Here is a 24758-nt window from a genome sequence, read left to right on the forward strand (position 1 = left end):
GCAAAAAGGGGCAGGTCACGAAGTGCCTGCCCCAATGTATGCGTAAATCAGTAGGTTCCGGGCGTGTCGATCGAGGAGAACACCCGAAATAGTTGAGCGGGTATTGTACTGATGGCGAAGGTGGCTGTCTATCCTATCGGGGCCTTGGCCTGCGGCAATGACTGTGACCCATATCGAAGATAAAACACCCCCTGAGTCTCTGCTAATCCCTGACCGCAGTGGATTTGATCTTGTTGGCAATCAGTATATCGGTAATATCAGTATCCTTGTCTGTATTGAAAATAATGCCCGCATCCTGCTAGCGGGACTGGAGCAATGATTAGCTATCCCCAAGCTTGGATTCCACAATCGACCGAATGAGCGCCGGCGCACTTTCCAGCTGGCGCACACGCTTCCATAACCGTTCCGGTGTGTTCGCGTAGAGGGCAAGCAATTCATCCGATGCCACCCACGTCAGCTCACGTCTTTTCTTGAATCTGCCCACCGAGTCCTGCTGCCATTCACGATTCAGCGCTTGGATATCCCGGTACGGAAATTCAATGAAGTAGGTCCTCCACATTTTAGGCTGCAGCCGGCTGCCTGGCGCCCTGTTGCGCCACCAATCGGGATGGTCCGAGAGGGTTTTTTCAAACAAGGCGTCCACTATTGGAATCTGATGATCGACCTTTTCGGCATTCCGACTCGCCTGTTGCAGATCGTCGGAGAAATACATGGTTTCCGTCTCCTCGACGAATTCCCTGACTGCGGTCTGCCTGAAACTCTCGCCTTCACCCAGGCCACCGCCAAAATCGATCAGATAGCCTGTCTTGCGACCACTGAAAGTTGATTGAAACAGGAAACAGACATCATCTTCATGTAGAGAGAAGGGTATAACACCGGCACCCATATCGACTCCTCCTCATGGCGACTTGGTATTGTTGGCATCCGCCAGAGGCGGTGCCGTAACAGTTGCGCGGCCTCTTAACAGAAGGAAAGCCTCGTATTTCCTGGAAACAGCAATCCTTACCTGCTAGAGCCTGTTGACACTAATCCGTGGGAATGGGGAAGCGGCCACAATAGACGCCCTGCTGCGCATGCTCGCATTTACAGACCTTATAAGGATCTTTCCAGCACATGATCTCCTTTAACTGACCATCGCTCGAGCCCGGTTTGGCTTCAACCTGCTGCTGTTGATCGTTATCATGATCGGATTGTTTGGTCGTCATTAATTTCCAATGCCTCCTCACACTGAGCCATACCGGCATCTGACGTCCACTATTGTGTAACTGCTTTTTATACTGTCCCTGAATCGGCATGCCGGCCCTACACCACTCATCGAAATGAGATGATGTTTATCTGAAACAATAGTCCATCAACTGCACAATTGTCGGTTTGACCGAAAAATGGAGCGGGATGATTTCTGATCCTTGATGTTAGTCCCGCTCTTTCTGGCTTGACGTGGAATGAGCGCAGGAACCGCATCCTGCGCAGTTGTCCGAGGACGCTTCTCTCTCAGGATCCAGCCCGTTCAGCCACAATTGGAATACCACCCAGCCAGCACACAAGGCCACTAATCCCAATATGGCGAACAAATGTATCCATATGGTCATGCCGCACTGAACAGGCCGGCAAATCCCATGAATGCCATGGAGAGAATTCCGGCAATAATCAGGTTCATGGCTGTCCCTTTAATCAGTCGAGGCACTTCAGCCAGCTCGGTCTCCTCCCGCAATCCGGCCATCAGCACCAGAGCCAGGGTAAAACCCAATCCTGCTCCCAAAGCATAGGTCATACCCTGTATGAATCCATACCCTTTGTTGGTGGCGAAGATGGCCAGACCGAGAATCGCGCAGTTGGTAGTGATCAAGGGCAGGAATATCCCCAATGCCTTGAATAGACCCGGACTCAGCTTTTTTATCACCATCTCGATGAATTGAACCGTGCTGGCAATCACCACGATAAAACTGATCAACCTGAGGTAAGGTGCATAAATCAGGATATAGGTATTGAGCAGCCAGGCGCACAATGCGGTAATCAGCATCACGAATATGGTGGCCAAGCCCAATCGGAAAGCGGTTTCCAATCGCTGCGATACCCCCAAAAAAGGACACAAACCGAGAAAATAGGCCAGTACAAAATTGTTGATTAGCAGGGCGCTGATGAAAATCCACACAAGTTCGTTCATGGCGCTTCAATCTCCATCTGATCCAGTTGTTGCGCCAGTCTGTCCTTACGCTCTTTCAGCCAGTTGAAAAAGAGCAATAAAAGGCCCAAGGTGATGAAACCGCCGGGTGGCAGGATCATGATCACCCAGGGTTCGAAGTTCTCACTGAAGAGTTTGTATCCGAACAGCGCACCCTCTCCCAGTAGTTCACGAACCGCACCCAGGGAGAACAGGGCAAACAGGAAACCACTGGCCATGCCCAGCGCATCCACCACGGCGAAACGCACCGAGTTGCGAGCGGCAAAGGCCTCCTGCCGTCCCAGGATCATGCAGTTGGCCACGATCAGGGGTATGAAGGCCCCCAACTCTTTGTGAACCTTTGGCATCAGCGCCTCAAGGGTAAAGTCGGTGACGGTGACAAAAGTGGCGATGATAATGATATAGGTGGAGATACGTACCTGTTTGGGTATCCAGTTTTTCAATGATGAAACGAAAAAACTCGAGGCCACCAGCACAAAAAAAGTCGCCCCTCCCATCACCAGCGCATTCATCGCAGAGTTGGTGACTGCAAGCATGGGACACATACCCAGTACTTGAACAAAAACCGGGTTGTCGCGCCAAAGCCCCTTGATGAACTCCTGATAAGCGTCTTGTTTTTTCTCAGGCATGCTCTTCACCCTGTTTGAACAATAATCCTAGAAACGCTGTAACCACTGTTGGTTCGCCTGGTTGATAATCCGCACCACCGCCTTGGAGGAGATAGTCGCCCCGGTGATGGCATCAACCTCGTTCGGTGCTGCTTTAGCGCCTCGCTTTACAGTCACGATTTCCGGTTCGACGGATAAGGCATCGAAATTCGAAACGAACTCGGCATCCTTGTAGATCTTGTCCCCCAGACCCGGCGTTTCCCGGCTCTCGAGTATCTCCATGCCAACCACCTTGCGCTGCTTAGGCTGATAGCCATAGAGCAAACGAATGGTGTCCTGGAAACCGGGACCTGATCCGGGAATGGCATACCCCACCAGCACCCCCTGTGCATCTTGGCCGCCGAAGACGAATTCCTCACCCTTCCCGACTTCTTCCACCGGTGTCAATCGACCATCCCGGTAGACTAATCGCTGCAGTTGCGTGGAGCCGGGTAACACCTTGAATACCGCCTCCTGCAAAACCTTCGCCTTATAGGCGGTAATCGTGGGCAGGGTGGCTTCAAATACGGAGACAATGATCAGGCCGGATAGCAGACCTGCAAGGCCAAGGGTTGCCACCAAACGGCTGGATCCGGGTTCACTGACCTTCATCTGTTGTCGGCTCTGCTGATTCAACTGAATGTCACTCCTTGCCGAACACGCGAGGCTGAGTGTAGCGGTCGATCAGTGGCGTGGCCGCATTCATCAACAAGATGGCGTACATCACCCCCTCGGGAAAACCGCCGAAAAGCCGGATCAGTACAACCAGCAACCCGATACCTATGGCGAAGATCCAGGCGCCGCGCGGGGTCAGTGGGGATGTAACCGGATCCGTCGCCATATAGAAAGCCGCCAGCAACAATCCCCCGGATAACAGGGTGAATAAAGGATCCGGATACCGAACTGTATCGATGGCGTAAAGCACACCCGAAAAGAGTGCAGCTGAAAGCAGGATACCCACAGGGATACGCCAATCGATATCTCGACGCAACAGCAGATAGATCCCTCCCGCCAGCAACAACAACCCACTGGTCTCGCCGATACAGCCCGCACTATTACCCAACGCCAAATCGACCAGCGGGGTCGGCTGCTGCTCGAATTTCATCAATCCCAGGGGCGTGGCTGCGGATACCGTATCGTAGTGAGGTTGCATGAATGGCAGTGCGAAGTTGGAGGGATACCACAACAGAAAGCCTTCTCCACTTGCCTGGACACTCCAGGTCGTCATGGCATTCGGGAAGGTCGCAAGCAGAAAGGCCCGCCCGACCAGGGCCGGATTGAACAGATTGTGTCCCAGTCCACCCCAGATCACCTTGCCTATACCAATGGAGACTACCCCACCGAGAAAAGCCATCCACAGCGGTAGCGCGGGGGGCAGGGTCAGACCCAGCAACAGACCCGTCAGCACGCCGCTGCCATCCAGCAGTCGCTGCCATCGCTGGTCTCCCGGGGAGAAGAGCCATTCTGTAAGCACCGCCCCCAAGACACTCGCCACAATAACCAGAAGTGCTCCCAGACCGAACAGCCAAATTCCAGCCAGGGTGGCGGGCAACAGTGCATACAGCAGATCCTTCATGGTCTGAGCCGTTGTCATCTCCTGTTTCAGCAGGGGTGATGGCTGCACCAGTAATCTCGGATCCTTGTCGTTCATCAGTGCCTGCCCCGCTTTCCGCGCAACTCGCTTTTAGCGCTGCGTATCAGTTGCACGATGGGAATACCCGAGGGACAGGAGTAGGTACAGGAGCCACACTCCACACACTCCGTGACATTGGCCTGTTTGATCTGATCGAACTGACGCGCTCTGGCCAGACGGGCCAGTTTGGACGGATTGAGAAAATAGGGGCATGCCTCGACACACCGACCACAGCGTATGCAGGGGTACTCCTTCGGACGAGCTGTCTGTTCCGCGGTAAAGGCCAGTATTCCGGAGCTGGACTTGATGATCGGCGCATCCAGACTGGCAATGGGAGTACCCATCATGGGACCCCCCATGAGTACCTCTTTGGTATCCTCCTTGAGCCCGCCGCAGAATCGAAGCACCTCCCGGACGGGGGTACCCAGTGGGACGATCAGGTTGGCGGGATATTCAATACCGGGCCCTGATACCGTCACCATACGGTCGATATAGGGCATGCCGGACTCGAAATAGTCGGCGAGAGCGACAAGGGTGCTGACATTGTTCATGATGATACCCATGTCCGCCGCATGCAGTCCCTTGGGTATCTCTACATTCAGCAGGGATTTGATCATCATTTTGGAATCCCCCTGTGGGTATTTGACCCTCAGGGGAGCTACACGGAACGGCTTGTCGGAGGGGATACGCCTATCCAGGGCCTCGATGGCGTCCGGCTTGTTGAGTTCGATACCGAGAATGGACTCCTCGGCCCCCAACAGGGTGTGCAGAATCTCAACGCCCCGCAGTAGTGCCTCAGGACGCTCCACCATGATTCGATGGTCGTTAGTCAGATAAGGTTCGCACTCAGCGCCGTTGGCAATCAGGTGTTTGATCTTCACACCTTCACGCAGAGAGTATTTGACATGCGCGGGAAGCGAAGCCCCTCCCAACCCCACGATGCCCGTCTGTTGAATAACGGAAACCAAATCCTCCAGCGACAGTCCCCGCCAGTCGGGCGGCTGCTCAACATCGAGACGCTGGGTGGCATACAGATCAGCTTCGATCTCGATGGCCTGCTCATATCGTCCGCCGGGAAAACGCCGTCTACCTATGGCCTTGACCCAGCCGGTGACCGGACTATGCAGACTGGCGGATACGAATGCCCCGGGCTCGGCAATCAGCTGACCTCGCCCTACCTGTTGCCCTGCCTCCACCACCGCCTTCGCGGGTGCCCCCAAGTGCTGGTGCAACGGCAGTATGTAGCGCTCTACAAAGGGCATTCTCTGGGTATGCAGGGAGGCGGTCCGGTGCTTGTATTCCTGTGGGTGAATACCGTGTGAGAAGCTGCGTTTGAACAGTGTGGAGAGCGTTGGCATATCGTGTTTACTGTGCCGATTCCCTATACCCGGCAAGCCTCATCAGACGCTCATGCATCGCTTTGCGGGTCTCCTGTTGGAGTTGATTGGTCAGATCGCTGATGCGTTGTTCATACTTATCCGCCTGCATCTGCAACGCCTCTTCATGGTCTTCAGCCACGGCTGCTTCCGCCTCCTCGCGCACCCGTGCGGTAAATGGCGTCACCAATCCCGCCAGCTCCTGCAGCATGCGCCATGTCCGTTGCCGCTTCTCGGCGATCTCCAGCATATGCCTGTCTATACTGAAACGCTGGACCTCATCCCCCTGCCGGTTCAGTTCAACGTAAACCGACTTCTTTTCTCTCTCCCCGATTGACAGATCGAGATACTCTGCAAGCCTGACAGCTTCCTCGTCAGGATTGAGCAGTGAAAAATAGCCACTGAAGCGTGTCTCACCGAGTGCCCAATCGACAGGTGTATACACCCCCATCCCGGCATCTTTTTCCCACGGCTCCGTAAGCGCCGGATTACCATCCAGGCTGATCCGGGAACCGAATACACCTTCCGCTTGCGGATCGTATCGGAACAGGGGAAAGAGTCGGCTCATCACTGCCGTCCGGGCGCGATACAGTGTCTGATCGGGCGCAAAACCGTGTCGCGAGGGGCTCGGGGCATGCAAGTGCACCAGCGCCGGACCCCTGTGGGCCAGGGCAGACTGGATGCATTCTGCGAAATGACCCCGATCACTGATTGAGGTCTGGGCAATAAATGACTCCCGCTGAACAAGCGACAGCAGCGCCAAATCGATAGCCACGTCATCCACCGAGGTCAGCGGCGACTCCAGGCCCGTCCGTTCTGCAAGCCCCAGATCCAGGTCGGCGAACAATACTGTTTTTATCGGCAGCTCATTACCCAAAACCCGGACCAGCTGGCCTAAGCCGTGACCTGCCAGCTGACCGCTGTCGCCCACCAGTAGCAGGATTGGACACAACGCTCTCTCTTCATCATCGAGATCGCGCCAGGTCATTGTCTCGAGATCGGACCAGAGGCGCGCCGCATCCGCGGACTGCTCCAATTCCGCACGCGCCTTGCGCATCAGCACGAAACCTTCCGTCGCCTGCCGCAGTTGGCCCTCCAGCAGACCGGCGGCCAACTGTGCGCCGTCACCTGTGGCATCGAGTGTGACGGGTGTCGAGAAGGGGTTGTGAGGAAAACTACCGGCCCAGCCAACCACTGCACCTGGAGAAAGCACAAGGCTTACCCTGGAGCGCCCCATATCCTGACGTCCACTGCTGAGTCGCCAGGCGAGATCAATCAGGTCACGCGCCAGATCCACCAGGCGGCATAATCGGGCTGCATCCACCTGATTGCTGATGGCATCCTCCGCTTCACCGATCAGGCTGGTCATGTCAGCCTGCCTCGCGTCGCTCTTTTCCAGGCCACGTGAGAGTGCATCCAGGTCATCGGCAGGAAGGGCGTCCGCCAATAGACTGCGGATCGATCCGGTGATCTTTTCCCGGGTTGTCTCGACCTGTTGCAGAAACGATTCAAACCGCGGTGTCTGCTGAGCCTCGACAATGGCAAGGGCCAGGCGCAGCGCCAATTTCGCCCCGCTTCCAGGTTCGACACCATCGCCACCGGCCATCGCCAACCCTGCGCTGTGCGCCAGATGGGCGGCGGCCACCACACCGACTTGCGGATCCTCTGCCAGCCTGCGAATTGTATTCAGCTCACTGTCGGGCAACCCATGCCACGCCTTCTGAATCCGGCGCGCTCGGGATAGAGATTGCGAACTTTGCGGTATAGGCTGCAACGCTTGCTCTCCACAGGCTTGAATACAGATTCCGCAACCCTTGCAACCATCCGGCTCCACGGCAAGCGCCAATAATTCACCACTTCCCCTGTTATCTGTTTCAGGTTCATTGAACATGGGATTGGTGACAGCAACCTGCAGACTGCCCATGTCACTTCGCAATTGCTCAATACCCTGCGCAATCGCTTGTTTGCGGTCTTGAGGAAAGGGCAGTTTCTCTTTGATCCCGTCATAGCTGATGTCAAGCATCTCTTCCAGTGTGGAATAGCGTGTCTCCTGCTGTCGACAGAGTGAAGTTATAGCGGCAGCGAGTTTCGAGGCCACCGGTCTGAGCGCCTCGGCGCCACTGTACCGGATTGCGGCATCCATCAGGCGCACGGGAGAAATCGAGACGGCCTTGATGACAGAATCGGGACAGGCGCACCAGCAGTCGCCGCATCCAGTGCATAACAGCGGATTGAATTGCGGCAGTTGCTTGCGAAACCTGCTCAGATCACGAAAACCCGCTGACAAGGGAGGCACAGCCGCCACCGCCAGATAGGGATCAGGCGCCAGCTCACCGCTCTTGCCCTGTTTATACAATACCCCGACCTGATCCCAGAACCGGGGCAGGCTGTCATAGGCATCATCCAGGCTTCCCAATCGGCGAACCAGGGCCGGGACTTCATCGTCGACGTCAGAAATCGAGCGCGCCGGAATCAGAGGAAGACGTTTCAGGCTGATCTCCCTGACCTGATTCATGCCCCCTTCGAAAAGCTGCAAACAGGCATCGACATCGGCCACTGACTCTCCCAACAGCTCTTCACGCAGACTCAGCAACCGACGTGGTGTCATCGTCAACCGCTCAGTCGTGATCAATACGGCGGAAACAGCGCCTAAAAGATATTCATTCGGCAGGGAGTCGGATTCCTCTGTCGGGGCCACTCTAAACAGGCGTATCCCGTTTTCCCTGATGTGGGAACGTACCGCCCTGGGCAGCTGCGTCCAAACCGATTCATCGGGAAGCGTGCTCTGCACAAGCAGGGTTCCTCCCTTCACGAGGCCATGGTGCGGCATCAACCGCTGCATGCCGGTAGTTGTCACCAGTATCGATAGATCCACGGGGGTGTCGTCTCCGGGATCTCGAAGTTCATCGCTGCAGAAGCTGATCCGATCACTACAGACACCGCTCCAGGATTTGCTGAACAACGCCGGTCGGCTACGCACACCACCACCGAAGATTCGATGCAGGAAGGCTGCCGTTTCCACCATCAACCCCTCTCCGGCGGCTCCCGACAACCGGTGTAGAGCCAGCGTCAGTGCGCCTTCCGGTCGCAGGTCGGGTGAGACGGTTTCATCGTAGAGCCCCATCGACTCGAGCCCCGGATAGCTGCGGCGTAAACGGTCCAACAAGACCTGTCGTTTCGGATAGTCGCTGGATGTTTGGGAAAAGTTGATGCCCAGATAGACCTGCTGCTGTTTGATCCCATCCAGGTTTCTGCACAGTGAAGCCAGATCCGAACCACGCAGGGGAAGCCCACCCAACCCATATATGGCTGAGAGAAACCTGGGGCGCTGTTTATCGCTTATCGATGGATAGCCCGGATGCGTTTCGAGCCCGAATCGATGGTTTTCCGCGGCATGGTCAAACGCACCACGCACCTCCCTCATCAACGGCGGGTCTGTCGCCAGCGGGACATCCATGCGCTCCAGTACGCAAACATTGGCGCCGCCTGCGAGACAGCGTGCTATCTCTTTTGCGGGGAAGGGACGCAGACAGCGTACACCCAACACACCAACCTTTAAACGGTCGCTGGTACGCAGGTAGTCTGCCAGTGCCTCGAGGACCTCAATAGCCCCACCCTGCGCAACCAGAATCAGTTTGGCGTCATCAACCCGGTAAGCTGAAAGTGATCGATGTCGCCGGCCCGTCTGTTCGGAAAAAACATCAAAGGCGTCATCAAGGCAATCCGATAGCGCATCGTCAAAGAAGACACGCCCCGACGCTTTGGCCTGCCCCCACACCTCCGGGGCCTGAAGTCCACCCAGCATGACAGGTCGGTCAGGGTTATGCCAACGGGTTACCCGTCGGCGCGACTCACCCAGCAACAACTGCTGTGCCGCAGTCGGGGATGCAATCAGATCTTCCGGCCGTCCCAGGTAGCGCTCCACCAAGCTCGGAGGCGGCAGGCTGACCTCCTGCAGTGCCAGCGCTGTCTGTTCACCATCCATACCAACCAGGCCAGGTACCAGTGACTGCTCGGCTGCGCGTCGCACGATCAGGGAGAAATCCACAGCCTCCTGGACATTCGCTGCAATCAACTGGAAACAGCCGGAATCAGCCGCCAGATGAAAGGCTTCATGACCACTGCCCAGCGCCGGTGCGTGACCGGCAAGACTGCGTGCAGTGAGGTGTATGACTAACGGCAGCCTGCGACCGGCGGCGATGGTCAACAGGTCACTGCTGCATGCCAGATCGGGCCCGGATAAAAAGCCGGTTGCCCGTACGCCGCTCATTGACATACCGATGCTCGCAGCCAGCACACCACGTGCCCCTTCTGTTGACTGCATGCTGACAGGTGAACCCAGGAAATTCAGCCGTTGCTGCTTCAGTTCACTGCGCCAGGCCAGGTCAGCTGTCAGTGCCGGATAGGACGCTCCCAGCCCGGCCCCTTCACTGATTCCCGCTTCCAATACAGACACGGCCGTATTACCGTCCAACAGTGTGCTGTTGCCCGCATAAGGGCCCTGCGTGCGCGAGGGCGTCCCAAGCAGGCGTTTCAATAACCGTAAAGCCGAATTAACCAGGTCGGGCATAACGGTTCTCTCTCTGAATCCGTGAAGGGGTCTGGTTTGCAAACTGGCCCCCTTCCAACCATTGAATGGCACCGGTAGGACAGCGGTAGGTCGCCGCAGGATGGGCCGGTCCACCCCCTGAGTAGTCGACGACCGGCAGGTTATCCTTCATGTGGATCAGACCGGGCGCCGCATCCGCCACACAGCGCTCACAGGCATCGCACGCCGTGGTGCAGAGCGCCACTGCCATATCACCGGCAAGGGGCGCCATGCATTGTACGAAGAGATGCTGGCTCAACGGCACCAGTTCGAACAGATCCCTTGGACAGACACCCACACAATCACCACAGGCGGTACAGTGCTCGATATCGACCACAGGCAGCCCGTTTGAATTGGTAGTGATCGCATTGAAGCTACAGGCTCGCTGGCAGTCACCGAGGCCGAAACACCCCCAGGAACAGCCTTTGCCGCCACCGGAAACCACGGATGCCGCAAGACAGCTTTCGAATCCCCTGTATTCGGCGATCTGGTATGCCTGGCCTTTTCCCCCGGCACAATGCAGTCGCGCCACCCGCTTCTCTTGCTGCCCCGGATCCACATCCAGCAGTTCAGCAACGGCGTCGATCGTCTCCTGGCTTGCTACAGTGCACTTGCTGGGTGAAGTCGTCAGTTGCACCAGCTGCTCGGCAAATGCATGGCACCCCGGTTGCCCACAGGCACCGCAATTTGAACCGGGCAGCAGATCTTCGGTCTCTTCGATCCGGGGATCCTCCTGCACTTTCAGAAATCTGTAAGCCACCGCCAGGATACTCGCAAAAACCAGACCGATGCCGGTCATGATGGCGGGTGCGATAACAAAGCTGTTCATTGGTTGAACGGCGCCGCCCGTTCAATCAATGAGTCCAGATCGGGCTCATCTTGATTGAGGGGCTTCCCAGGATGAATGCATTTCGCCGGACAGAGTTCAGCCGCCTGCACCAGCTGAGCATAAGTGGCATTACCGAGATCCCCGAGCATGGCCTGCTTCTCGTCGTTATAGATGAAGAGATGCGGGTTGATCGGCAGGCAGTCATTGCAACTGGTGCAAAGGGGGGTATCGATCCAGGGATCGTCAAAGCTTAGGCTCTCTTGTTCTTCTTCATCAGGCGGCTCGCTCTCCTCAGCTTCATCGCGCTGTTGTTCCGGCATCACTTCATCACTGCCCATGGCGACAGGCCCGGAGGGTATGTCGCCGGGACGCAGCCCCCCCTCGACATCCAGGCCAAGCAACACATCCGTGAGTCGCTGCATGGCCTCGCCGGCGGCTTCGTTTCTCACCCGCTCCACCTCTTCGGCATGTGCAGCCTGTACGCGAACCAGCTCATTGCTGGCTAGCTCACGCTCCTCCGCCCGGGTTTTTTCCACCGCCATATCGACATAACGGTTGCGCACGCCCGCCATCTCCTGCAGGGTGTGCCAATAGTTGAGGCGGTCACGGCAAGCCAGCGCGAGCTCTCTTGAGATCACCACACGGTGCAGCATGGCGTTGCCGTCAATGGCCCATACAAACGGCACACGTCTATAGGCTTCCTCCGGGCTCATGGCCAGATAGTCCTGTATCGATAACAGCCCGTCTGAATCGCAGCCGGCCGGGATCAGTCGGAAATGGTCTCGTAGACGCTCGATCAGCAGGGCATGATCGGCAAAGGTGAATGCCAGTTCTGTGGTGACACTATTGCCGTTGTCATCCAGGTACTGAAACGGATGCAAAGGCCAGTCCCGATCAGCCTGGGGATTACCGCTGAAATCCATCCGCACCGCTGCCGAATCGCCTGCTTCCGGGTTGATGCGGAAAAAGGGGTGGGCTCGGCTTTCGATGGCAGCGCCAGCCACCAACCAGGCATTCAGCGGAAGCAATCTGCCGGGTGGACGCATGCCTGTATTGATGACATGCAGACTGGTGCGGGTGGCATCCAAAGCCATCAGGTAACACTTCAACAGGTGCTGATGTCGGGCAGCGGAAGACTGGTCGACAACGGCTTGACGATGACTGATGCCCAGATAACTCAATTCGGTCCGGTAGCTCTTGAGTGGATCGCCTTCGAGACCGGCACCGGGATCGGCATGCGCCAACACCCGGATCAGAATCTGTACAGGCCGCCCCGAGCTGAGCAGCCGGGAAAAGGTACGCAATCCCTCGCCGGCCACCTGATCGGCCGATCCCAACGCGATCACCGAGGGCACCATTCGCAACTCTTCTTGTGAAAAGGCCTCCCAGCTGAAATTGGCGAACCAGGGGTCGTGAATTTCCGGGTTGTAGATAGCGTCGATCTCCAACTGTGCGATACGCACCGCACTGTAGATCGAGGTCAGCTTCTCAGCCTCACGATCGAATATCTCCATCGCTTTGGCGCAGGGGTCATGATCGGTGATCTCCTGGCAGAAATCGACCTCCTGAAGCCAGGGATCGGTCAGCGTGCCAATGTGCAGGAAACGGACCAGCACCGGGTCGGGATGCCAACCTTGCATGATCTCCAGCGCATGTTCGATACGCTCACGCCGCTCCTCTGAAATAGACCGGGTGCCCCGGGAATGATCCATCACCGCGGAGAGTATCACGGGGTCGAAGCGTTCACCGCCCAGGCCGACGCTGTCTCGGGCCATCTTGGGTTCGATCGACTCATCGGATTTGATCCATTCGACTTCGAGGAGCTCCTTCAGGCCGCGTATGGAGGCATCGATCCGCTCCTGAAAACGTCGTTGCATGTGGAGAAACTGACTGCGTACCGCATGAATCAGAAGATGGAGCGAGGGATAGCGGCCATAACCCAACAGCTGGGCACCCTCCGGCACAGACTGCAGCAACAGGTTCAGGTCATCTTCCAGTCTCTTTCTTTCCTGTTCATCGAGACCTAGATGTGTCTGTAGCGCGATGCAGGACTCCGCCAGTGTCGCTCCGGCATCCACCGGACCTTCGCGTTGCTGCAACAGCTTGCGAATATGGTGTTCCAGCCAGGGCAGATGGTGTTTCAGAATCCGTGCCTTCCCCTCCTCCGGTGCATTGGATGCCACTGCCTCCTGAAGCCATTGCACAAGGGGACAGGCAAGTTCTTCGGCTGTCTGATAGGTCTCTTCGGTATTGGGAGGAAAAAGGAACAGCGGGTAGTCATAGCGTAGCCTGGACGTATCGCGATAGGGATCGAGCAAGGCCGGGAGATAGTCGTCGCCAATCGATTCCAACTGTGCCTTGGCCGCAGGGTCACCCAGGTGGAAATGGCGCAGAAGAAACATCAATTCACGCGTCGCCCGGGCATCCTTGACTGCCGTCGGCAGGGATGGCACACGCCCCGATTCATTGCTGGGCAACTGGGTCGATTGCTCCTCTGCGGCCTTTTGTATCGTTGTCATTTCAGAAAAACTCTCGTTGCGATCAGGAGTTCGTCAAGCTTTCCCGATTTCGTGATCAGATAGTGATTCGGTCCAACACTGCGTTGAAGCCCTCCAGCCTTTTCTCAGGCGTCATCTCCACACCCTGACTCGACAGATCCTCGTAACACTGGGCATCCGGGTTATGGTAAAGCAGTCCCAACGGCAGTCTCGCGCTGTCTGCTGCGAGCTGGAAGGCCCGGGCCAGATCCGAGGGATCGTGTTCCGTCCGATTGGGGAATTGACGGCTGACACTTTTGTCCACTGGAATTCCCCGCTGATGCTGCAACAGCAGGAAGCGGTCCGGGTTCTGCTGCAGCTCCTTTGAAAAACTGTCTGCATAGACCGGGCAACGCTGAATAATGCGAACAAACCCAGTCCCTTTGTGTTGGTATGCGGCTTTTAGTGTTTCGTAGAGTAAAGGGGGATTCCAGTCAGCCACCTGGGCCACGAAAGATACGTTGGTGACACCCAGCGTTACCGTTAACGGATTATGCGGCTCGAGTATGGCACCGAAAGGATGGGTGTTGGTCTTGAAGCCATGGGGGCTGGTGGGGGATGTCTGGGCCTTGGTCAAGCCGTAGATGGCATTGTCAAACACCATCAGAGTCATATCCATGTTGTAGCGCAGAGCATGGATCCAATGAGCGGTGCCAATGGAAAAACAATCGCCGTCGCCCGTCGCCACCCACACATCCAATTCAGGCCGTCTGGCCTTGATGCCGCAGGCAACGGGCAGTGCACGCCCATGCAGACCATGAAAACCGAATGTGCCGAGATAATGGGGCATACGGCTGGAGCAGCCGATACCGGAAACACATACAGACATCTCCGGCCGCTGCTGTTCGTCGCGCAAGACCTTTTGTGCGGCTGTCAGCACCGCATGATCACCACAGCCGGGACACCATCGGGCCTCGCCTCCCGCATAGTCGCCCATGGTGAAATAGCGCTCAAAGACTTCGAGTGACCAGTCAGCTTTCAATCCGAACATCAGCCCTCTCCTTGCATTGCTTCGAGTCTTTTTACGAGTTCATGCTTGATCATTCCCGGCTGCAGCGGGTGTCCATATACCACCGACCAGCAATCGATATCCATCAGGGTATGGGCGCGTAACAGCAGGGCAAGCTGGGCGTAACGGCGCGTCTCGCCGGTAATCAGCGGCGAATCGGGATCATCGCTGTAGTTGATCTCCACCGTCATCACTTTGCGAAAGCCTTTGAAGATCTCTTTCAGCCCGGGTTCCATGGGTAAAATAAAGCGAAGATGCAGGGAAGAGACTTGATGGCCGTCAGCACGCGCACGATCCACCGCCTCTTCAATGGCGCCAAGGGTTGATCCCCACCCAACCACCAGCAGATCGCCTGAATCATCGCCGTGCACGACGGGTGGCTTCAGGGTACTGGCCAGGGCGGCAAATTTCCGGCTGCGCATATTTGCGCCGTGCTGATTTGAATCGGAATCGTAGGCCACCTTGCTATGGTTGGTGTGGGCTAGGCCGGTGAGGATGTATTGGCCACCTAGCATTCCCGGCACGGGTCGAGGGGAAAGCCCACTCTCCGAATCCCAATTGTAGGGAGGAATATGCTCATCCCAGTCCGATTGGTCGATCGGCGGCGCCATCCAGTCCAGGCTAGGCTCCGGTCTCTGGTAGGGCTGAACCCCGGTTGCCAGATTCGCGTCTGTCAGCAGTATCACCGGGGTTCGGAACGCCTCGGCAAGCCGTCGCGACATCACCACGAAATGCAGGCACTCCTCAATCGTGGCCGCGGCGATCACGACCTTGGGTGCATCGCCAGGTTCCCCGAAAAGCGCAGCCAGCAAGTCACCCTGCTCTACCTTGGTGGGCAGGCCGGTGGATGGACCGCCCCGCTGCACGACACACACCACCAGGGGGAGTTCCGCCATCACCGCCAATGCCAGCATCTCTGTCTTAAGGGCCAATCCCGGTCCCGAGGTAATGGTACAGGCGGTCTTTCCGGCAAACGAGGATCCAATGGCGAAACCGGCGGCGGCTATCTCATCCTCGGCCTGATGCACAAAGCCCCCAACTTCATGGTAGACATCCGCCAGATAGTGGGATGCCGAGGTCGCCGGCGTAATCGGGTACATGGAAACCAACTCCATACCGGATGCCATCACCCCGAGTCCCAACGCTGTATTCCCATTGGTGACGATATACCGCTTCCCCTCCATGTCCTCTGCCGGCTGCGCTGGAACCTGGTAACTCAGGCCCAGTTTCTCTTCGGCAAACCGGTAACCGGCGTCGAACAAGCGGTGATTCATATCGATCACCTTGTCGCCCTTGCGCTTGAAGGTGGTGGCGATCTCGCCCTTGGCAAGTTCCACATCCCGCGAATAGATATGGCACAACATCCCCAGCACGAACATATTCTTACCACGCCTGGGATTCGGCGTAATCTCCAGACAGGCCGTTTCTATCGGTAATTCGTGAACGATCAGGCCGTTTCTACGAAACTCGGCAACCGCCTTCGCATACTGCTCACGGATTTCAGGCACGCTGTCGTCGCGCCATTTATCCTCCAACAGCACTTGGGTACCCTCCTTGTATGCGCCGTTGACGATGCGTGAATAGAGAACCTGTTCGTTGAAGGCGACCACAATATCGGCTTCATCACCCATATTGGTAACCGCATGGGACGCCAGACGAATCCGGATACCGCTGGCGCCAGCCGGTGAGCGTGCGGGGGGTTGGATCTCGGCGGGAATGATCTCCACCGTCCAGACACCATTGCCCATTCGGGCGGATACCGTGCCAAAGGTCTGGCCGGCTTTCTGTGCGCCTTCACCGGAGTCGCTGACGATCTCCACGATGTGCTCACGGGTTAGCGTCAACCTCGGAGCAAGCTCCTCGGCAGTTGTTGCATCCACCACATCATTGGCCCTCGTTACAAAGAAGTGAAACGATTTCCTGCGCCCTGTTAATTCTGTTTCTATCAGGGCTTCGTCATGAAAAAAGCCTGGTATCTTCCCTGTTGTTTAAGTCCACATTAAACGCAGTGGTATTAAGAAGTCAATTTTTGGAACCTACAATCGACTATCGAATCGGGCAGGACCATGGCAGGAAGTGCCCGTTTTTTTAAAAGCTACAACTTCAACTTACCGGCAAACCTCAGCATTGGACCTCACCACATCAGATCGTCGGGTACGATATAATCAGCGTAGGGATCGTCGCTATCATCCTGCTGTTCACGATCATTGCGTACAACGATACAATCACGCTTTCTCATGCTGATTTTGTCCGCCACTGCGGTAGGGATGACGTCATATCGATCATCTATTTTGACAATCACCAGCCGCCCGCCGATCAGTTGGCCATGAATCTCGTCTGTGATAAAAATCCGCCGCACCTTGTTTTCGTCATTGAAATGGTAAACGACCTCGCCCTCATCCAACGGAAGACGATTCATCTCAATCAACTGCCTGATCTGAGCGGCGATCGCTTTTTGCTTCGCCTGCTCATTCTTTTTCTGATTCAGCGCACGATCCCGTTCGACATCCTTGGCTTTCGCCTGTTTTGCCCAACGCACGGCTTCGTCTTCCGCTTTCTGCTTGCGGTGTCGCTGCTCTTTCTCCTTGCGTTGTTTTGCCTTTTTCGCCTTGTTAACTTTGTTCTTGTCAGTTAAGCCGGCCTTGAGCAGCTGATCTTGTAGTGAGTTAGCCAATACAATCTCCGGTACTAGTCGAGGTCATCGAGAGCAAATCGATCAGTCAGCATCATACCGCAGTTGCGGTTTGCTCTCCATTCAACCCGTCGATAACCCGATGTTTCGCGTTCGGCGCATATGGCGTCGACGGACGTGGCTGAACCTTAAATTTCACACATCATATTCCCCTGAACCTGATATTGCTCTGTAGCTGCTTGATGATTATTCTTCTGTTGCGTGAACCGTAATCATGCTACATATTTTTGACAATCTGGACGTCATCCACAATTTACTACCTAATCTGTTTTTTTCTGCTAAAGTCAGCTTTTGAGCATAATGCCGTTACCCGGCTGCTTCATAACTGCACCATAGAATGAAACCTGCTCTCTAAATGGTTTTTTAGAAATGACAAAAAAAAACAAATCGCCTGCACCCATCGATACTGATCAAACCGTCAGCGAAGCTGTCCAGATCATTCTCAAACATAATTACAATTATCTGCTTGCATGGGAACAGAGCGCACGTTCCTGGGACGACATAGAGGGTGTACACCAAACACGGGTCGCGTTCAGACGGATGCGTTCAGCCCTGTCGGCCTTTCGCGCAGCTATTCCTCGCAAAGTCAGTAAACCCTGGTCCAACGAGTTACGTGACCTTGCCAGTCAGTTGGGGATGGCGCGGGACCTGGATGTCTTCATCGACGAAGGACTTGGCGCGATACTAGGCAAACTGCCGCTTCGGGGGGAAGAGGGGGTTACCCAAATCGCCCACCAGCACAGGGAACAGGCCTACCTGCAAGTCAACGCCATGCTCGACAGCGACCAATACAAACACTTCAAAGACAATTTTCCTCTATGGATTGACGGTAAGGAGTGGGAACAGGCGGAATTGAAGATTAAACACCGAAATAACTTATCAACCAATATTGTCCCCTTTTCCCGTAAGTTGCTGGACAGCCTGGAACGAGGCGTATTGGAAGCCGGCAGTCATGTGAATAAGGAATCAGCGCACGAGATGCATAAGCTGCGCATCGAATGTAAAAAACTACGTTACGCAGCCGAATTTTTCATTCCGGTACTGAAAGGATTGGATGACTTTATTCGCCACATGAAAAGATTGCAGGATCTACTGGGCATCCTGAACGATGTATCGGTCATGAAGCATCTTTTGGATATCATGATGGAAAATGAGGACAACCATGAAGTTCTTGAGTATGCCGGAGGCCTGGTCGGCTGGCGTACGCGTCAATATTATGAAATGCTGGATACCTTTGATGATCGTTGGGAGGAATTCATCAATGCAAAGCAACCCTGGTGGAGAAAATATCCCTGATAGTTATCGGATCTCTGTTGAATATTCACTCTGATCGGCAGCAAGATATTCAGATACGATTTTACGCTGTTTTTTAGACTTGTTTTTGGTATTGATGAACAGAATATCGGTATTCCCGTCTGCACCCGATCGAATCACGGTTGCACCCAATCCCTTACGCCTCACCATGGTGTCATTACCGATCATTCTTACATCCGGAAGCCACTTACTGAATTCATAGTCAATCTGCACACCTGAACGTTGCGGTCTGTGTCCGTGGATTACGCATTCTATTTTCAATGTCTTGAAAAGCATATTTATCGATTTACCGTGCTTTTTATAATACTGCGCTGCATCCTTAACGTCATAGAGTAGATAATTCTTCTGTTTGTTGTCTCGCGCATAGGCATATAGCTGCATTGCTTCAGGTCTTTTGAAGGCTTTCTTATAGTGGTCCGAATTAAATTGATTCAGATTATTGCCCGTCACCTCACCATAATGTTGCAATGTACGTAAAAACTCCAGCGTCGGATAACCATGAATAAAAAGAATTCCTCTCTCCAGATGAAACAGATCCATAGATTCAATAAACAGTTTCAAATCCTCCAAGTGACCCGTTCCCAGACTGATTTTCTTGCCGGCCTCGATTTTTTGCCAGATCTCCTGTTCATGATTACCGACAATTATCTTCACGTGTCCTCCTTTCAACTTCGCTTGTCGTCGAATCTGACGCCAGAAATCCACAACCGAAGGATCAGGTCTTTTTTTATCCCCCAGGTCACCTGTGTGGAATAGGGTGATACCATTCAGATCATCTGCCAGTTCCTCCCGGTCATTGAGGAGAGCGGCGTAACCTAATGTATTTTTGACCGAGACTATTTCATTGTCAGTATCGGAGAGCACGATGCATCTGAGGTTTTTTCCAACAGATTCATCATCAGATCGCGGCTCTTTCTCTTGAATCGGCACCGTTGATTGTGTCGATGGCTCAGTATCTTTTTGTCTCTTTTTTGAAGGGGGATATGAGCGTTTCAAAAGGTGTCTGACAAGACGAAACGATCGTTGAAAAAGGTTAAACAGGCCTGCCTCCTTAATACGTTTATTCATCGTTCAGAAAAAATTGGACAGCTGCAACTCAAATACCGCTCCAGTAGTCAGATAGTGCACATTGACGTCCAGATTCAATTCTATCTTGATTTTTTTCAAGGCCATACCCTGGCCGCCGGTATAGGCGATCCTGCGATCCACCATATCTTCGCTTTTGCCGAACTTGTTGATACACCACTCGATGATCCTGTTGGACAAGCTGCTGTCCATGTCCTCACCCAAGTATGATTTTCTTGGCTTGGCGACATTTTTACCGTAACCATTATCAACAACTAATAAAATCGTATGCTTCCTTTTCTGATCGAGATAGAGAATGACCTTAAAACCGGGGAATCTGCTCGTATACTTCTGCTGAATATAGGCGGCGTGAGAAAAGCTATCTATTGAATTCTGATAGGCATCCTTGACGATCGAGCTTATTATTTGTGCATCCCCTGCGGTTTCACCAATCTTGCCGATCAGCTCATTATAAACTTCAGGCAATACCACCAGCTCCGAGAGCGCATCGTTTTGTTCACGCTTATTGAGGCAATGCCATTCCGCCATGCGGCTATCGTTGAAAATCACGGAGAACTGTCCCAATATGGACAGGTCAGTGAGGCGTGAGCTTTTTTTCGCCAGATAAAGCTTGAAGATATGATTAAGTTCAGCCAGAGCGAGGTCCTTTTTCACTCGATCCTCATCGAGCAGAGAATCTTCCGACTGATAGATGACAGGCCCTTCTTTAAGCGACTTGGCCGCTTTCGAATGATCACTCTGCCTACTCATGAAACAAACTGCGCATATTGATAAAAGACCTCGGATTAATCATCGCTATCCTGGAGTTCATTAAGTACAGACAACAGCGGTTCGCTACGATATCGAATCGGAATCATATGTCCAGCGACGCTGGTGAACAGGCCGATCCAGGGAAAATTACCACTGAATACGACATCGTGGTGGTCGATGCCTCCAACGTTGTGCCACAAGGTATCGTGTCGGGTTAATGGGGTATGTCCGACAAAAAGTTCTGCATCCGGTTTCAAGCTGAGTGAACTCCGGAAGCGTTTCACGTCGCCTTTGGTATAACCAGCCAGTCGATTCGGCCTGTACAGCCGGTTACAGGTCAACTCCTCCATCAGGCTGGGATAACTGTGTACATTCACCAGCATATCCATTGTCACCTTGCTCTTCGGCGGTGCCGCATGACAGGCCACATAATCTTTCGATACCGCAACATAGGGAAGCAGCTTATAAAAATGCTCCATTGCCTTCTTGTAAGCCTCACCGCGAACACGTTTCACCTCCTTGGCCCACAGCAAGCCTTGCGGTACGCCATCCTTACCGATCTCTTCAGAAAAACTGTCGTGATTGCCGCGCACATAGAATACCTGCTGAGGAAACCATAACTTGAGCCTAAAGATCAGATCCATGATCAGTAGTGAACTCTCCATTTCCGCCAGCTTGCCGTCCATTTCCGAATGGACCGCATCGCCCAAAAAGACCATCGCTGCCTTTCCGTCACCCATCATTTCGAGAAATTCATTATGACTCAGTATGGTGAGTAAATTATCCACCTGAGCATGCAGGTCGCCTAGAATGACAGGTATCATCTTTTTTGGCAGTTCAACCACACCACCAGGCATACCCCGCTCGTTTCTCGGTCGCAAAGGCTCTTTTTCCAGAATTTCATTAACTGCCTTGAGGTCCGCCAATGCCTCCTCGGGGGGCAGCAGTTGGATGGGGCCACCGAAGATGCGACGTATCTCCTGGAGATTCGCCAAACGTCTTCTGTTGGCCCTGTGCCTCTCTTTCTCATTCAACAACGGGATCAACCGTGTTCCCTTATCGGCATCCAGGTCTTTAAACAATAACGCATCGCCGTCATGGATTATCGATAGCTGACGTTTAGCCAGGTTACGTGGATACTTGAAGATACGCTGCTGCAGTTCGTCCTCATATCCAAGAATGAGATGATCGCCTTTGCTCAAACGCAAAAATCCACTGATCTCTTTGAAATAGTGTTCCGGATTGATGAGCAGGAAACCGGGTTGCTCCTGTAGATTATTTCCATGCACTGACTGTTCAGCATAGAGCAGAAGCCTAAAATCATTGCCAAATTCGATTTCGATAGGGATATCTTCATAGGGAACACGGATACTGCCGCCTTGTAGCAGAAAACTCTCCTGCAGTCGATGCTCCGTGTATTGGGAGGTCTGAGAAAATGCAGATTTCAGCTTGGCGAAGAATCCATTCCTGGCGTTTTCAGGACCATTCGCCATTGTTTACCTCGTATCAAGCACAGCCAAAAGTACAGCATACAACTTAGCGCATCATCTGCCCAGGACCATGATCAAGCACTGTCCTTTCAACAACTTTTGTGAGGATAATAGAGATGGGGGATCATCTATTCGCCACGCTATAACAACTGGCAATACTCATATACCTGTATCATGTAACATAAAACATCATCCTGTTTACATGATATTGATGGATCTTGTGGCAGCTTGCTATCGTGTGAGATGTTGACGGGTCCAATTTACTATACCCCCCTGATCCATAGCCCCCGCCTGGCGGGCGACCTCTCTGCCGCCGTGCATCAGCATCAGTGTGGGGATACTGCGGATGCCGAAGCGGGCCCCCAGCTGTTGAGCCTCTTCCGTGTTGACCTTGACCAACCTCACGGCCGGCTCAAGCTGAGCGGCGGCCTGTTCAAAGGCGGGAGCCATCATTTGGCAGGGTCCACACCAGGGTGCCCAGAAATCGATGAGCAGGGGAATGTCACTTTTCTGTGCGTGGCGTTGGAATCGTCCTTCATCCAATGCCAGGGGTTGGCCGGCGAATAGTGACTGGTGGCATTTGCCGCATTTCGCCCCATCCCGCAGCCGGTCGGCTGGAACCCGGTTGATGCCATCGCAATGGGGGCAGACAATATGTAGGGCTTCACTCATGATACTGATTCCAATGCTCTGAATTTTTCCATTAAATGGGGCGTGACATTAGAGATTTCAAGTCCACCATTTCGATCTGAATTCAGTATAATGCGCCCCTAATGGGCTGACACACAGGAGTATTCACAGTATGGCGGACCAATCCTTTGTCTTTGATGTCACGACAGACCGTTTTCAGCAGTTGGTACTGGAGAACTCCATGCACGTTCCTGTGCTGGTCGATTTCTGGGCCGAGTGGTGCAATCCCTGTAAGACCCTGATGCCTACGTTGGCGAAACTGGCCGATGAATATCAGGGAAAATTCCTGGTGGCGAAGGTCAATACCGAGCAGGAACAGCAACTGGCCGCCCATTTCCAGGTCCGTAGCATTCCCAGTGTCAAGCTGTTTCACCAGGGACAGGTGGTGGATGAATTCATGGGGGCGTTGCCGGAAGCGGAGATCCGCAGTTTTCTCGACAAGCACATTCCCCGTGAATCCGACGCCCTGTTGGCCCAGGTGGATGCCATGCTGCTTCAGGGGGATGCCGAGGGTGCCGGCGCCCTACTCAAACAGGCCAGTGAGATCGATCCTGAAAGTCCGCGGGTTAAAATTTCCCACGCCCGCTATATGGCCACAACGGGCAAACTGGACGAAGCCGAGCAACTGCTCAGGGCCCTGCCCAATGAGGAGCGGAACAAGCCAGAAGTGGCCTCCATGCTGGCGCGGATTGAACTCGATCGGACAACGGCCGACAGCCCGCCAATCGAGGAGCTCAAAAAGCGCCTGCAGGAGAATCCGGCTGACAGCGAGGCGATCCACCTGCTGGCGTCCCACAAGGTTATGGAAAACGATTACGAAGGGGCACTGGAGTTGCTCATGACCCTGTTGCAGAATGATCGCAGTTATGGCGACAATGCCGCCCAGAAAGAGATGCTGCGGATCTTCGAATTATTGGGCGGACAGGGCGATCTGGTAAAGCGTTACCGCAATAGGATGTTTAACTTCCTGCACTAGGGCCTGTTAACACTCATCCTATCTGCCCCAGCCAACAGGTCGGTCTCATCGCAGGACCATGATGTAATCGAACATCCAACGATTTTGGCAAAACCGGCCAGGGTCGGGGGCTTTTTGCAATAGAAGAGATGCGAATCGCAGCTGCAGTCGCTGCAGCCGAAACCGTGGACCGGTTCTGTATTGCCCCAAGTTGCCAGCGCCTTTGCCCATCGGTGCTCCAGGCGAGTCTGCCTTTGGCTGTACCAAACCGATTCAAGTGCTGCTATCTCACGCAGATAGTCGATATGCCAATGCTTTGACTTCTTTTTCCGGCAATGTCTCGAGACCCGCGCCAGCACGCCGCCAGGCCCGAATGCACTGCCAATGTAGATATAGTAGCCGGGTCTTATGTCGATGGCGCCCCAACGTCCCACCTGCACAACAGTGTCTGTGTCTGCCTGCAACACGAGGCCATAGGGCCCGGGTTTTGCGTTCATTCAATCTTGCTGACGTTATTTCCGATTATGCGTTGGAACAACAAGGATCGGGCATTTTGCCGCATGAAGAACTCCTTCTGTAACACTCCCCATAAGCAGATGATACATGGCGCCTCGGCCATGAGATCCTATGACAATCATATCCACATCAAGCCTGGAGGCCTCGTGGAGAATGGTTTCGACCGTTGATCCCTGAACAAGAAGTGCAGTTGCGTCAATGCCATTCCCACGCATACGTTCGGCGATCTCTTGTATCTGTCTGTGTTGGTCGTGGAATTTCTGTGAAAGTGTATCTCGAACCGATTGCGGCCCCACATCATACCCAACAAAGTCAGGTTCCGGCTCTGCAACATGCAATAGCCATAGTTTCGCGAGCAGTGCATTTGCTAACTCTTCTGCCTTTTCCACTATATTCGCCGTCGATTCAGAAAGATCAACAACCGCCAGGATCTTCATGTATTGCCTCCGTCAGCCAAACTTTCA

21 protein-coding genes are annotated in these 24758 nt (G+C 54.2%); 2 read left to right on the forward strand and 19 right to left on the reverse strand.

Annotation, left to right across the window (positions count from 1 at the left end; genetic code table 11):
* Nucleotides 1-319 precede the first annotated feature (319 nt).
* The 13 genes from CODIS_RS10150 to CODIS_RS10210 form a co-directional block, all read right to left on the reverse strand.
* On the reverse strand, nt 320-886 hold the full coding sequence (locus CODIS_RS10150; RefSeq protein WP_069124700.1) for an NUDIX hydrolase: 567 nt from the start codon (nt 884-886) through the stop codon (nt 320-322).
* 139 nt (nt 887-1025) lie between these two features.
* Nucleotides 1026-1205: a hypothetical protein gene (locus tag CODIS_RS10155; RefSeq protein WP_069124701.1), complete on the reverse strand. Its 180-nt coding sequence runs from the start codon at nt 1203-1205 to the stop codon at nt 1026-1028.
* Between the two features lie 380 nt (nt 1206-1585).
* The gene (locus tag CODIS_RS10160; protein ID WP_069124702.1) at nt 1586-2164 is read right to left on the reverse strand and encodes an electron transport complex protein RnfA; all 579 of its coding nucleotides are present in this window, start codon (nt 2162-2164) and stop codon (nt 1586-1588) included.
* Complete coding sequence (rsxE, locus tag CODIS_RS10165; protein WP_069124703.1) at nt 2161-2811, reverse strand: electron transport complex subunit RsxE; 651 nt, start codon at nt 2809-2811, stop codon at nt 2161-2163. Before rsxE ends, CODIS_RS10160 begins: the two co-directional genes overlap by 4 nt.
* Before the next feature lie 27 nt (nt 2812-2838).
* Nucleotides 2839-3465 carry an RnfABCDGE type electron transport complex subunit G gene (locus CODIS_RS10170; protein WP_154723082.1) on the reverse strand — a complete coding sequence of 209 codons (627 nt, stop codon included), beginning with the start codon at nt 3463-3465 and terminating at the stop codon, nt 2839-2841.
* 7 nt (nt 3466-3472) lie between these two features.
* A complete protein-coding gene (locus CODIS_RS10175) occupies nt 3473-4480 on the reverse strand; it encodes an RnfABCDGE type electron transport complex subunit D (protein ID WP_069124705.1) in 1008 nt (335 codons plus the stop codon).
* Nucleotides 4480-5820, reverse strand: a complete 1341-nt coding sequence (gene rsxC, locus CODIS_RS10180; RefSeq protein WP_069124706.1) for an electron transport complex subunit RsxC — start codon at nt 5818-5820, stop codon at nt 4480-4482. The genes CODIS_RS10175 and rsxC overlap by 1 nt, the downstream gene beginning before the upstream one ends.
* A 7-nt stretch (nt 5821-5827) precedes the next feature.
* Entirely contained in the window at nt 5828-10408 is a 4581-nt protein-coding gene (locus CODIS_RS10185) for a hypothetical protein (protein ID WP_069124707.1), read from the reverse strand.
* Nucleotides 10392-11255: an RnfABCDGE type electron transport complex subunit B gene (locus tag CODIS_RS10190; RefSeq protein ID WP_235615190.1), complete on the reverse strand. Its 864-nt coding sequence runs from the start codon at nt 11253-11255 to the stop codon at nt 10392-10394. The genes CODIS_RS10185 and CODIS_RS10190 overlap by 17 nt, the downstream gene beginning before the upstream one ends.
* Complete coding sequence (locus tag CODIS_RS10195) at nt 11252-13774, reverse strand: ferredoxin (RefSeq protein WP_083220675.1); 2523 nt, start codon at nt 13772-13774, stop codon at nt 11252-11254. The genes CODIS_RS10190 and CODIS_RS10195 overlap by 4 nt, the downstream gene beginning before the upstream one ends.
* Before the next feature lie 55 nt (nt 13775-13829).
* Nucleotides 13830-14783, reverse strand: a complete 954-nt coding sequence (locus tag CODIS_RS10200; protein ID WP_069124708.1) for a thiamine pyrophosphate-dependent enzyme — start codon at nt 14781-14783, stop codon at nt 13830-13832.
* Complete coding sequence (locus tag CODIS_RS10205; protein WP_235615191.1) at nt 14783-16684, reverse strand: 2-oxoacid:acceptor oxidoreductase subunit alpha; 1902 nt, start codon at nt 16682-16684, stop codon at nt 14783-14785. Before CODIS_RS10205 ends, CODIS_RS10200 begins: the two co-directional genes overlap by 1 nt.
* Nucleotides 16685-16935: 251 nt before the next feature.
* A complete protein-coding gene (locus tag CODIS_RS10210; RefSeq protein ID WP_069124709.1) occupies nt 16936-17475 on the reverse strand; it encodes a DUF2058 domain-containing protein in 540 nt (179 codons plus the stop codon).
* Between the two features lie 387 nt (nt 17476-17862).
* Between CODIS_RS10210 and CODIS_RS10215 the strand changes: the two genes are divergently transcribed.
* On the forward strand, nt 17863-18789 hold the full coding sequence (locus tag CODIS_RS10215; protein ID WP_069124710.1) for a CHAD domain-containing protein: 927 nt from the start codon (nt 17863-17865) through the stop codon (nt 18787-18789).
* Nucleotides 18790-18792: 3 nt separating this feature from the next.
* On the opposite strand, the gene CODIS_RS10220 is transcribed toward CODIS_RS10215, so the two are convergent.
* From CODIS_RS10220 to trxC, 4 genes are all read right to left on the reverse strand, one after another.
* Nucleotides 18793-19803 (reverse strand): metallophosphoesterase, encoded by a 1011-nt coding sequence (locus CODIS_RS10220; RefSeq protein WP_162420188.1) that lies wholly within the window; start codon nt 19801-19803, stop codon nt 18793-18795.
* Between the two features lie 75 nt (nt 19804-19878).
* Nucleotides 19879-20547: a hypothetical protein gene (locus CODIS_RS10225; protein ID WP_154723085.1), complete on the reverse strand. Its 669-nt coding sequence runs from the start codon at nt 20545-20547 to the stop codon at nt 19879-19881.
* A gap of 131 nt (nt 20548-20678) precedes the next feature.
* Nucleotides 20679-22136 (reverse strand): metallophosphoesterase, encoded by a 1458-nt coding sequence (locus CODIS_RS10230; protein ID WP_069124713.1) that lies wholly within the window; start codon nt 22134-22136, stop codon nt 20679-20681.
* 228 nt (nt 22137-22364) lie between these two features.
* Nucleotides 22365-22805, reverse strand: a complete 441-nt coding sequence (gene trxC, locus CODIS_RS10235; protein WP_069124714.1) for a thioredoxin TrxC — start codon at nt 22803-22805, stop codon at nt 22365-22367.
* A gap of 130 nt (nt 22806-22935) precedes the next feature.
* On the opposite strand from trxC, the gene trxA reads away from it, so the two are divergent.
* The gene (gene trxA / locus CODIS_RS10240; protein WP_069124715.1) at nt 22936-23799 is read left to right on the forward strand and encodes a thioredoxin; all 864 of its coding nucleotides are present in this window, start codon (nt 22936-22938) and stop codon (nt 23797-23799) included.
* Here the strand turns inward: trxA and CODIS_RS10245 are convergent.
* The gene (locus CODIS_RS10245) at nt 23796-24275 is read right to left on the reverse strand and encodes a GIY-YIG nuclease family protein (protein WP_069124716.1); all 480 of its coding nucleotides are present in this window, start codon (nt 24273-24275) and stop codon (nt 23796-23798) included. The two genes, trxA and CODIS_RS10245, sit on opposite strands and share 4 nt — an antisense overlap.
* A 15-nt stretch (nt 24276-24290) precedes the next feature.
* Nucleotides 24291-24731 (reverse strand): universal stress protein, encoded by a 441-nt coding sequence (locus tag CODIS_RS10250; protein ID WP_069124717.1) that lies wholly within the window; start codon nt 24729-24731, stop codon nt 24291-24293.
* Nucleotides 24732-24758: the final 27 nt, after the last annotated feature.

Source organism: Candidatus Thiodiazotropha endolucinida, assembly GCF_001715975.1.
Taxonomy (GTDB): domain Bacteria; phylum Pseudomonadota; class Gammaproteobacteria; order Chromatiales; family Chromatiaceae; genus Thiodiazotropha; species Thiodiazotropha endolucinida.

What these genes read in the sequence shown, in the direction of transcription:
- CODIS_RS10150 (WP_069124700.1), bottom strand. Translation starts at nt 886, where the DNA reads ATGGGTGCCGGTGTTATACCCTTCTCTCTACATGAAGATGATGTCTGT.
- CODIS_RS10155 (WP_069124701.1), bottom strand. Translation starts at nt 1,205, where the DNA reads ATGACGACCAAACAATCCGATCATGATAACGATCAACAGCAGCAGGTT.
- CODIS_RS10160 (WP_069124702.1), bottom strand. Translation starts at nt 2,164, where the DNA reads ATGAACGAACTTGTGTGGATTTTCATCAGCGCCCTGCTAATCAACAAT.
- rsxE (WP_069124703.1), bottom strand. Translation starts at nt 2,811, where the DNA reads ATGCCTGAGAAAAAACAAGACGCTTATCAGGAGTTCATCAAGGGGCTT.
- CODIS_RS10175 (WP_069124705.1), bottom strand. Translation starts at nt 4,480, where the DNA reads ATGAACGACAAGGATCCGAGATTACTGGTGCAGCCATCACCCCTGCTG.
- rsxC (WP_069124706.1), bottom strand. Translation starts at nt 5,820, where the DNA reads ATGCCAACGCTCTCCACACTGTTCAAACGCAGCTTCTCACACGGTATT.
- CODIS_RS10185 (WP_069124707.1), bottom strand. Translation starts at nt 10,408, where the DNA reads ATGCCCGACCTGGTTAATTCGGCTTTACGGTTATTGAAACGCCTGCTT.
- CODIS_RS10190 (WP_235615190.1), bottom strand. Translation starts at nt 11,255, where the DNA reads ATGAACAGCTTTGTTATCGCACCCGCCATCATGACCGGCATCGGTCTG.
- CODIS_RS10195 (WP_083220675.1), bottom strand. Translation starts at nt 13,774, where the DNA reads ATGACAACGATACAAAAGGCCGCAGAGGAGCAATCGACCCAGTTGCCC.
- CODIS_RS10200 (WP_069124708.1), bottom strand. Translation starts at nt 14,783, where the DNA reads ATGTTCGGATTGAAAGCTGACTGGTCACTCGAAGTCTTTGAGCGCTAT.
- CODIS_RS10215 (WP_069124710.1), top strand. Translation starts at nt 17,863, where the DNA reads ATGACAAAAAAAAACAAATCGCCTGCACCCATCGATACTGATCAAACC.
- CODIS_RS10230 (WP_069124713.1), bottom strand. Translation starts at nt 22,136, where the DNA reads ATGGCGAATGGTCCTGAAAACGCCAGGAATGGATTCTTCGCCAAGCTG.
- trxC (WP_069124714.1), bottom strand. Translation starts at nt 22,805, where the DNA reads ATGAGTGAAGCCCTACATATTGTCTGCCCCCATTGCGATGGCATCAAC.
- trxA (WP_069124715.1), top strand. Translation starts at nt 22,936, where the DNA reads ATGGCGGACCAATCCTTTGTCTTTGATGTCACGACAGACCGTTTTCAG.
- CODIS_RS10245 (WP_069124716.1), bottom strand. Translation starts at nt 24,275, where the DNA reads ATGAACGCAAAACCCGGGCCCTATGGCCTCGTGTTGCAGGCAGACACA.
- CODIS_RS10250 (WP_069124717.1), bottom strand. Translation starts at nt 24,731, where the DNA reads ATGAAGATCCTGGCGGTTGTTGATCTTTCTGAATCGACGGCGAATATA.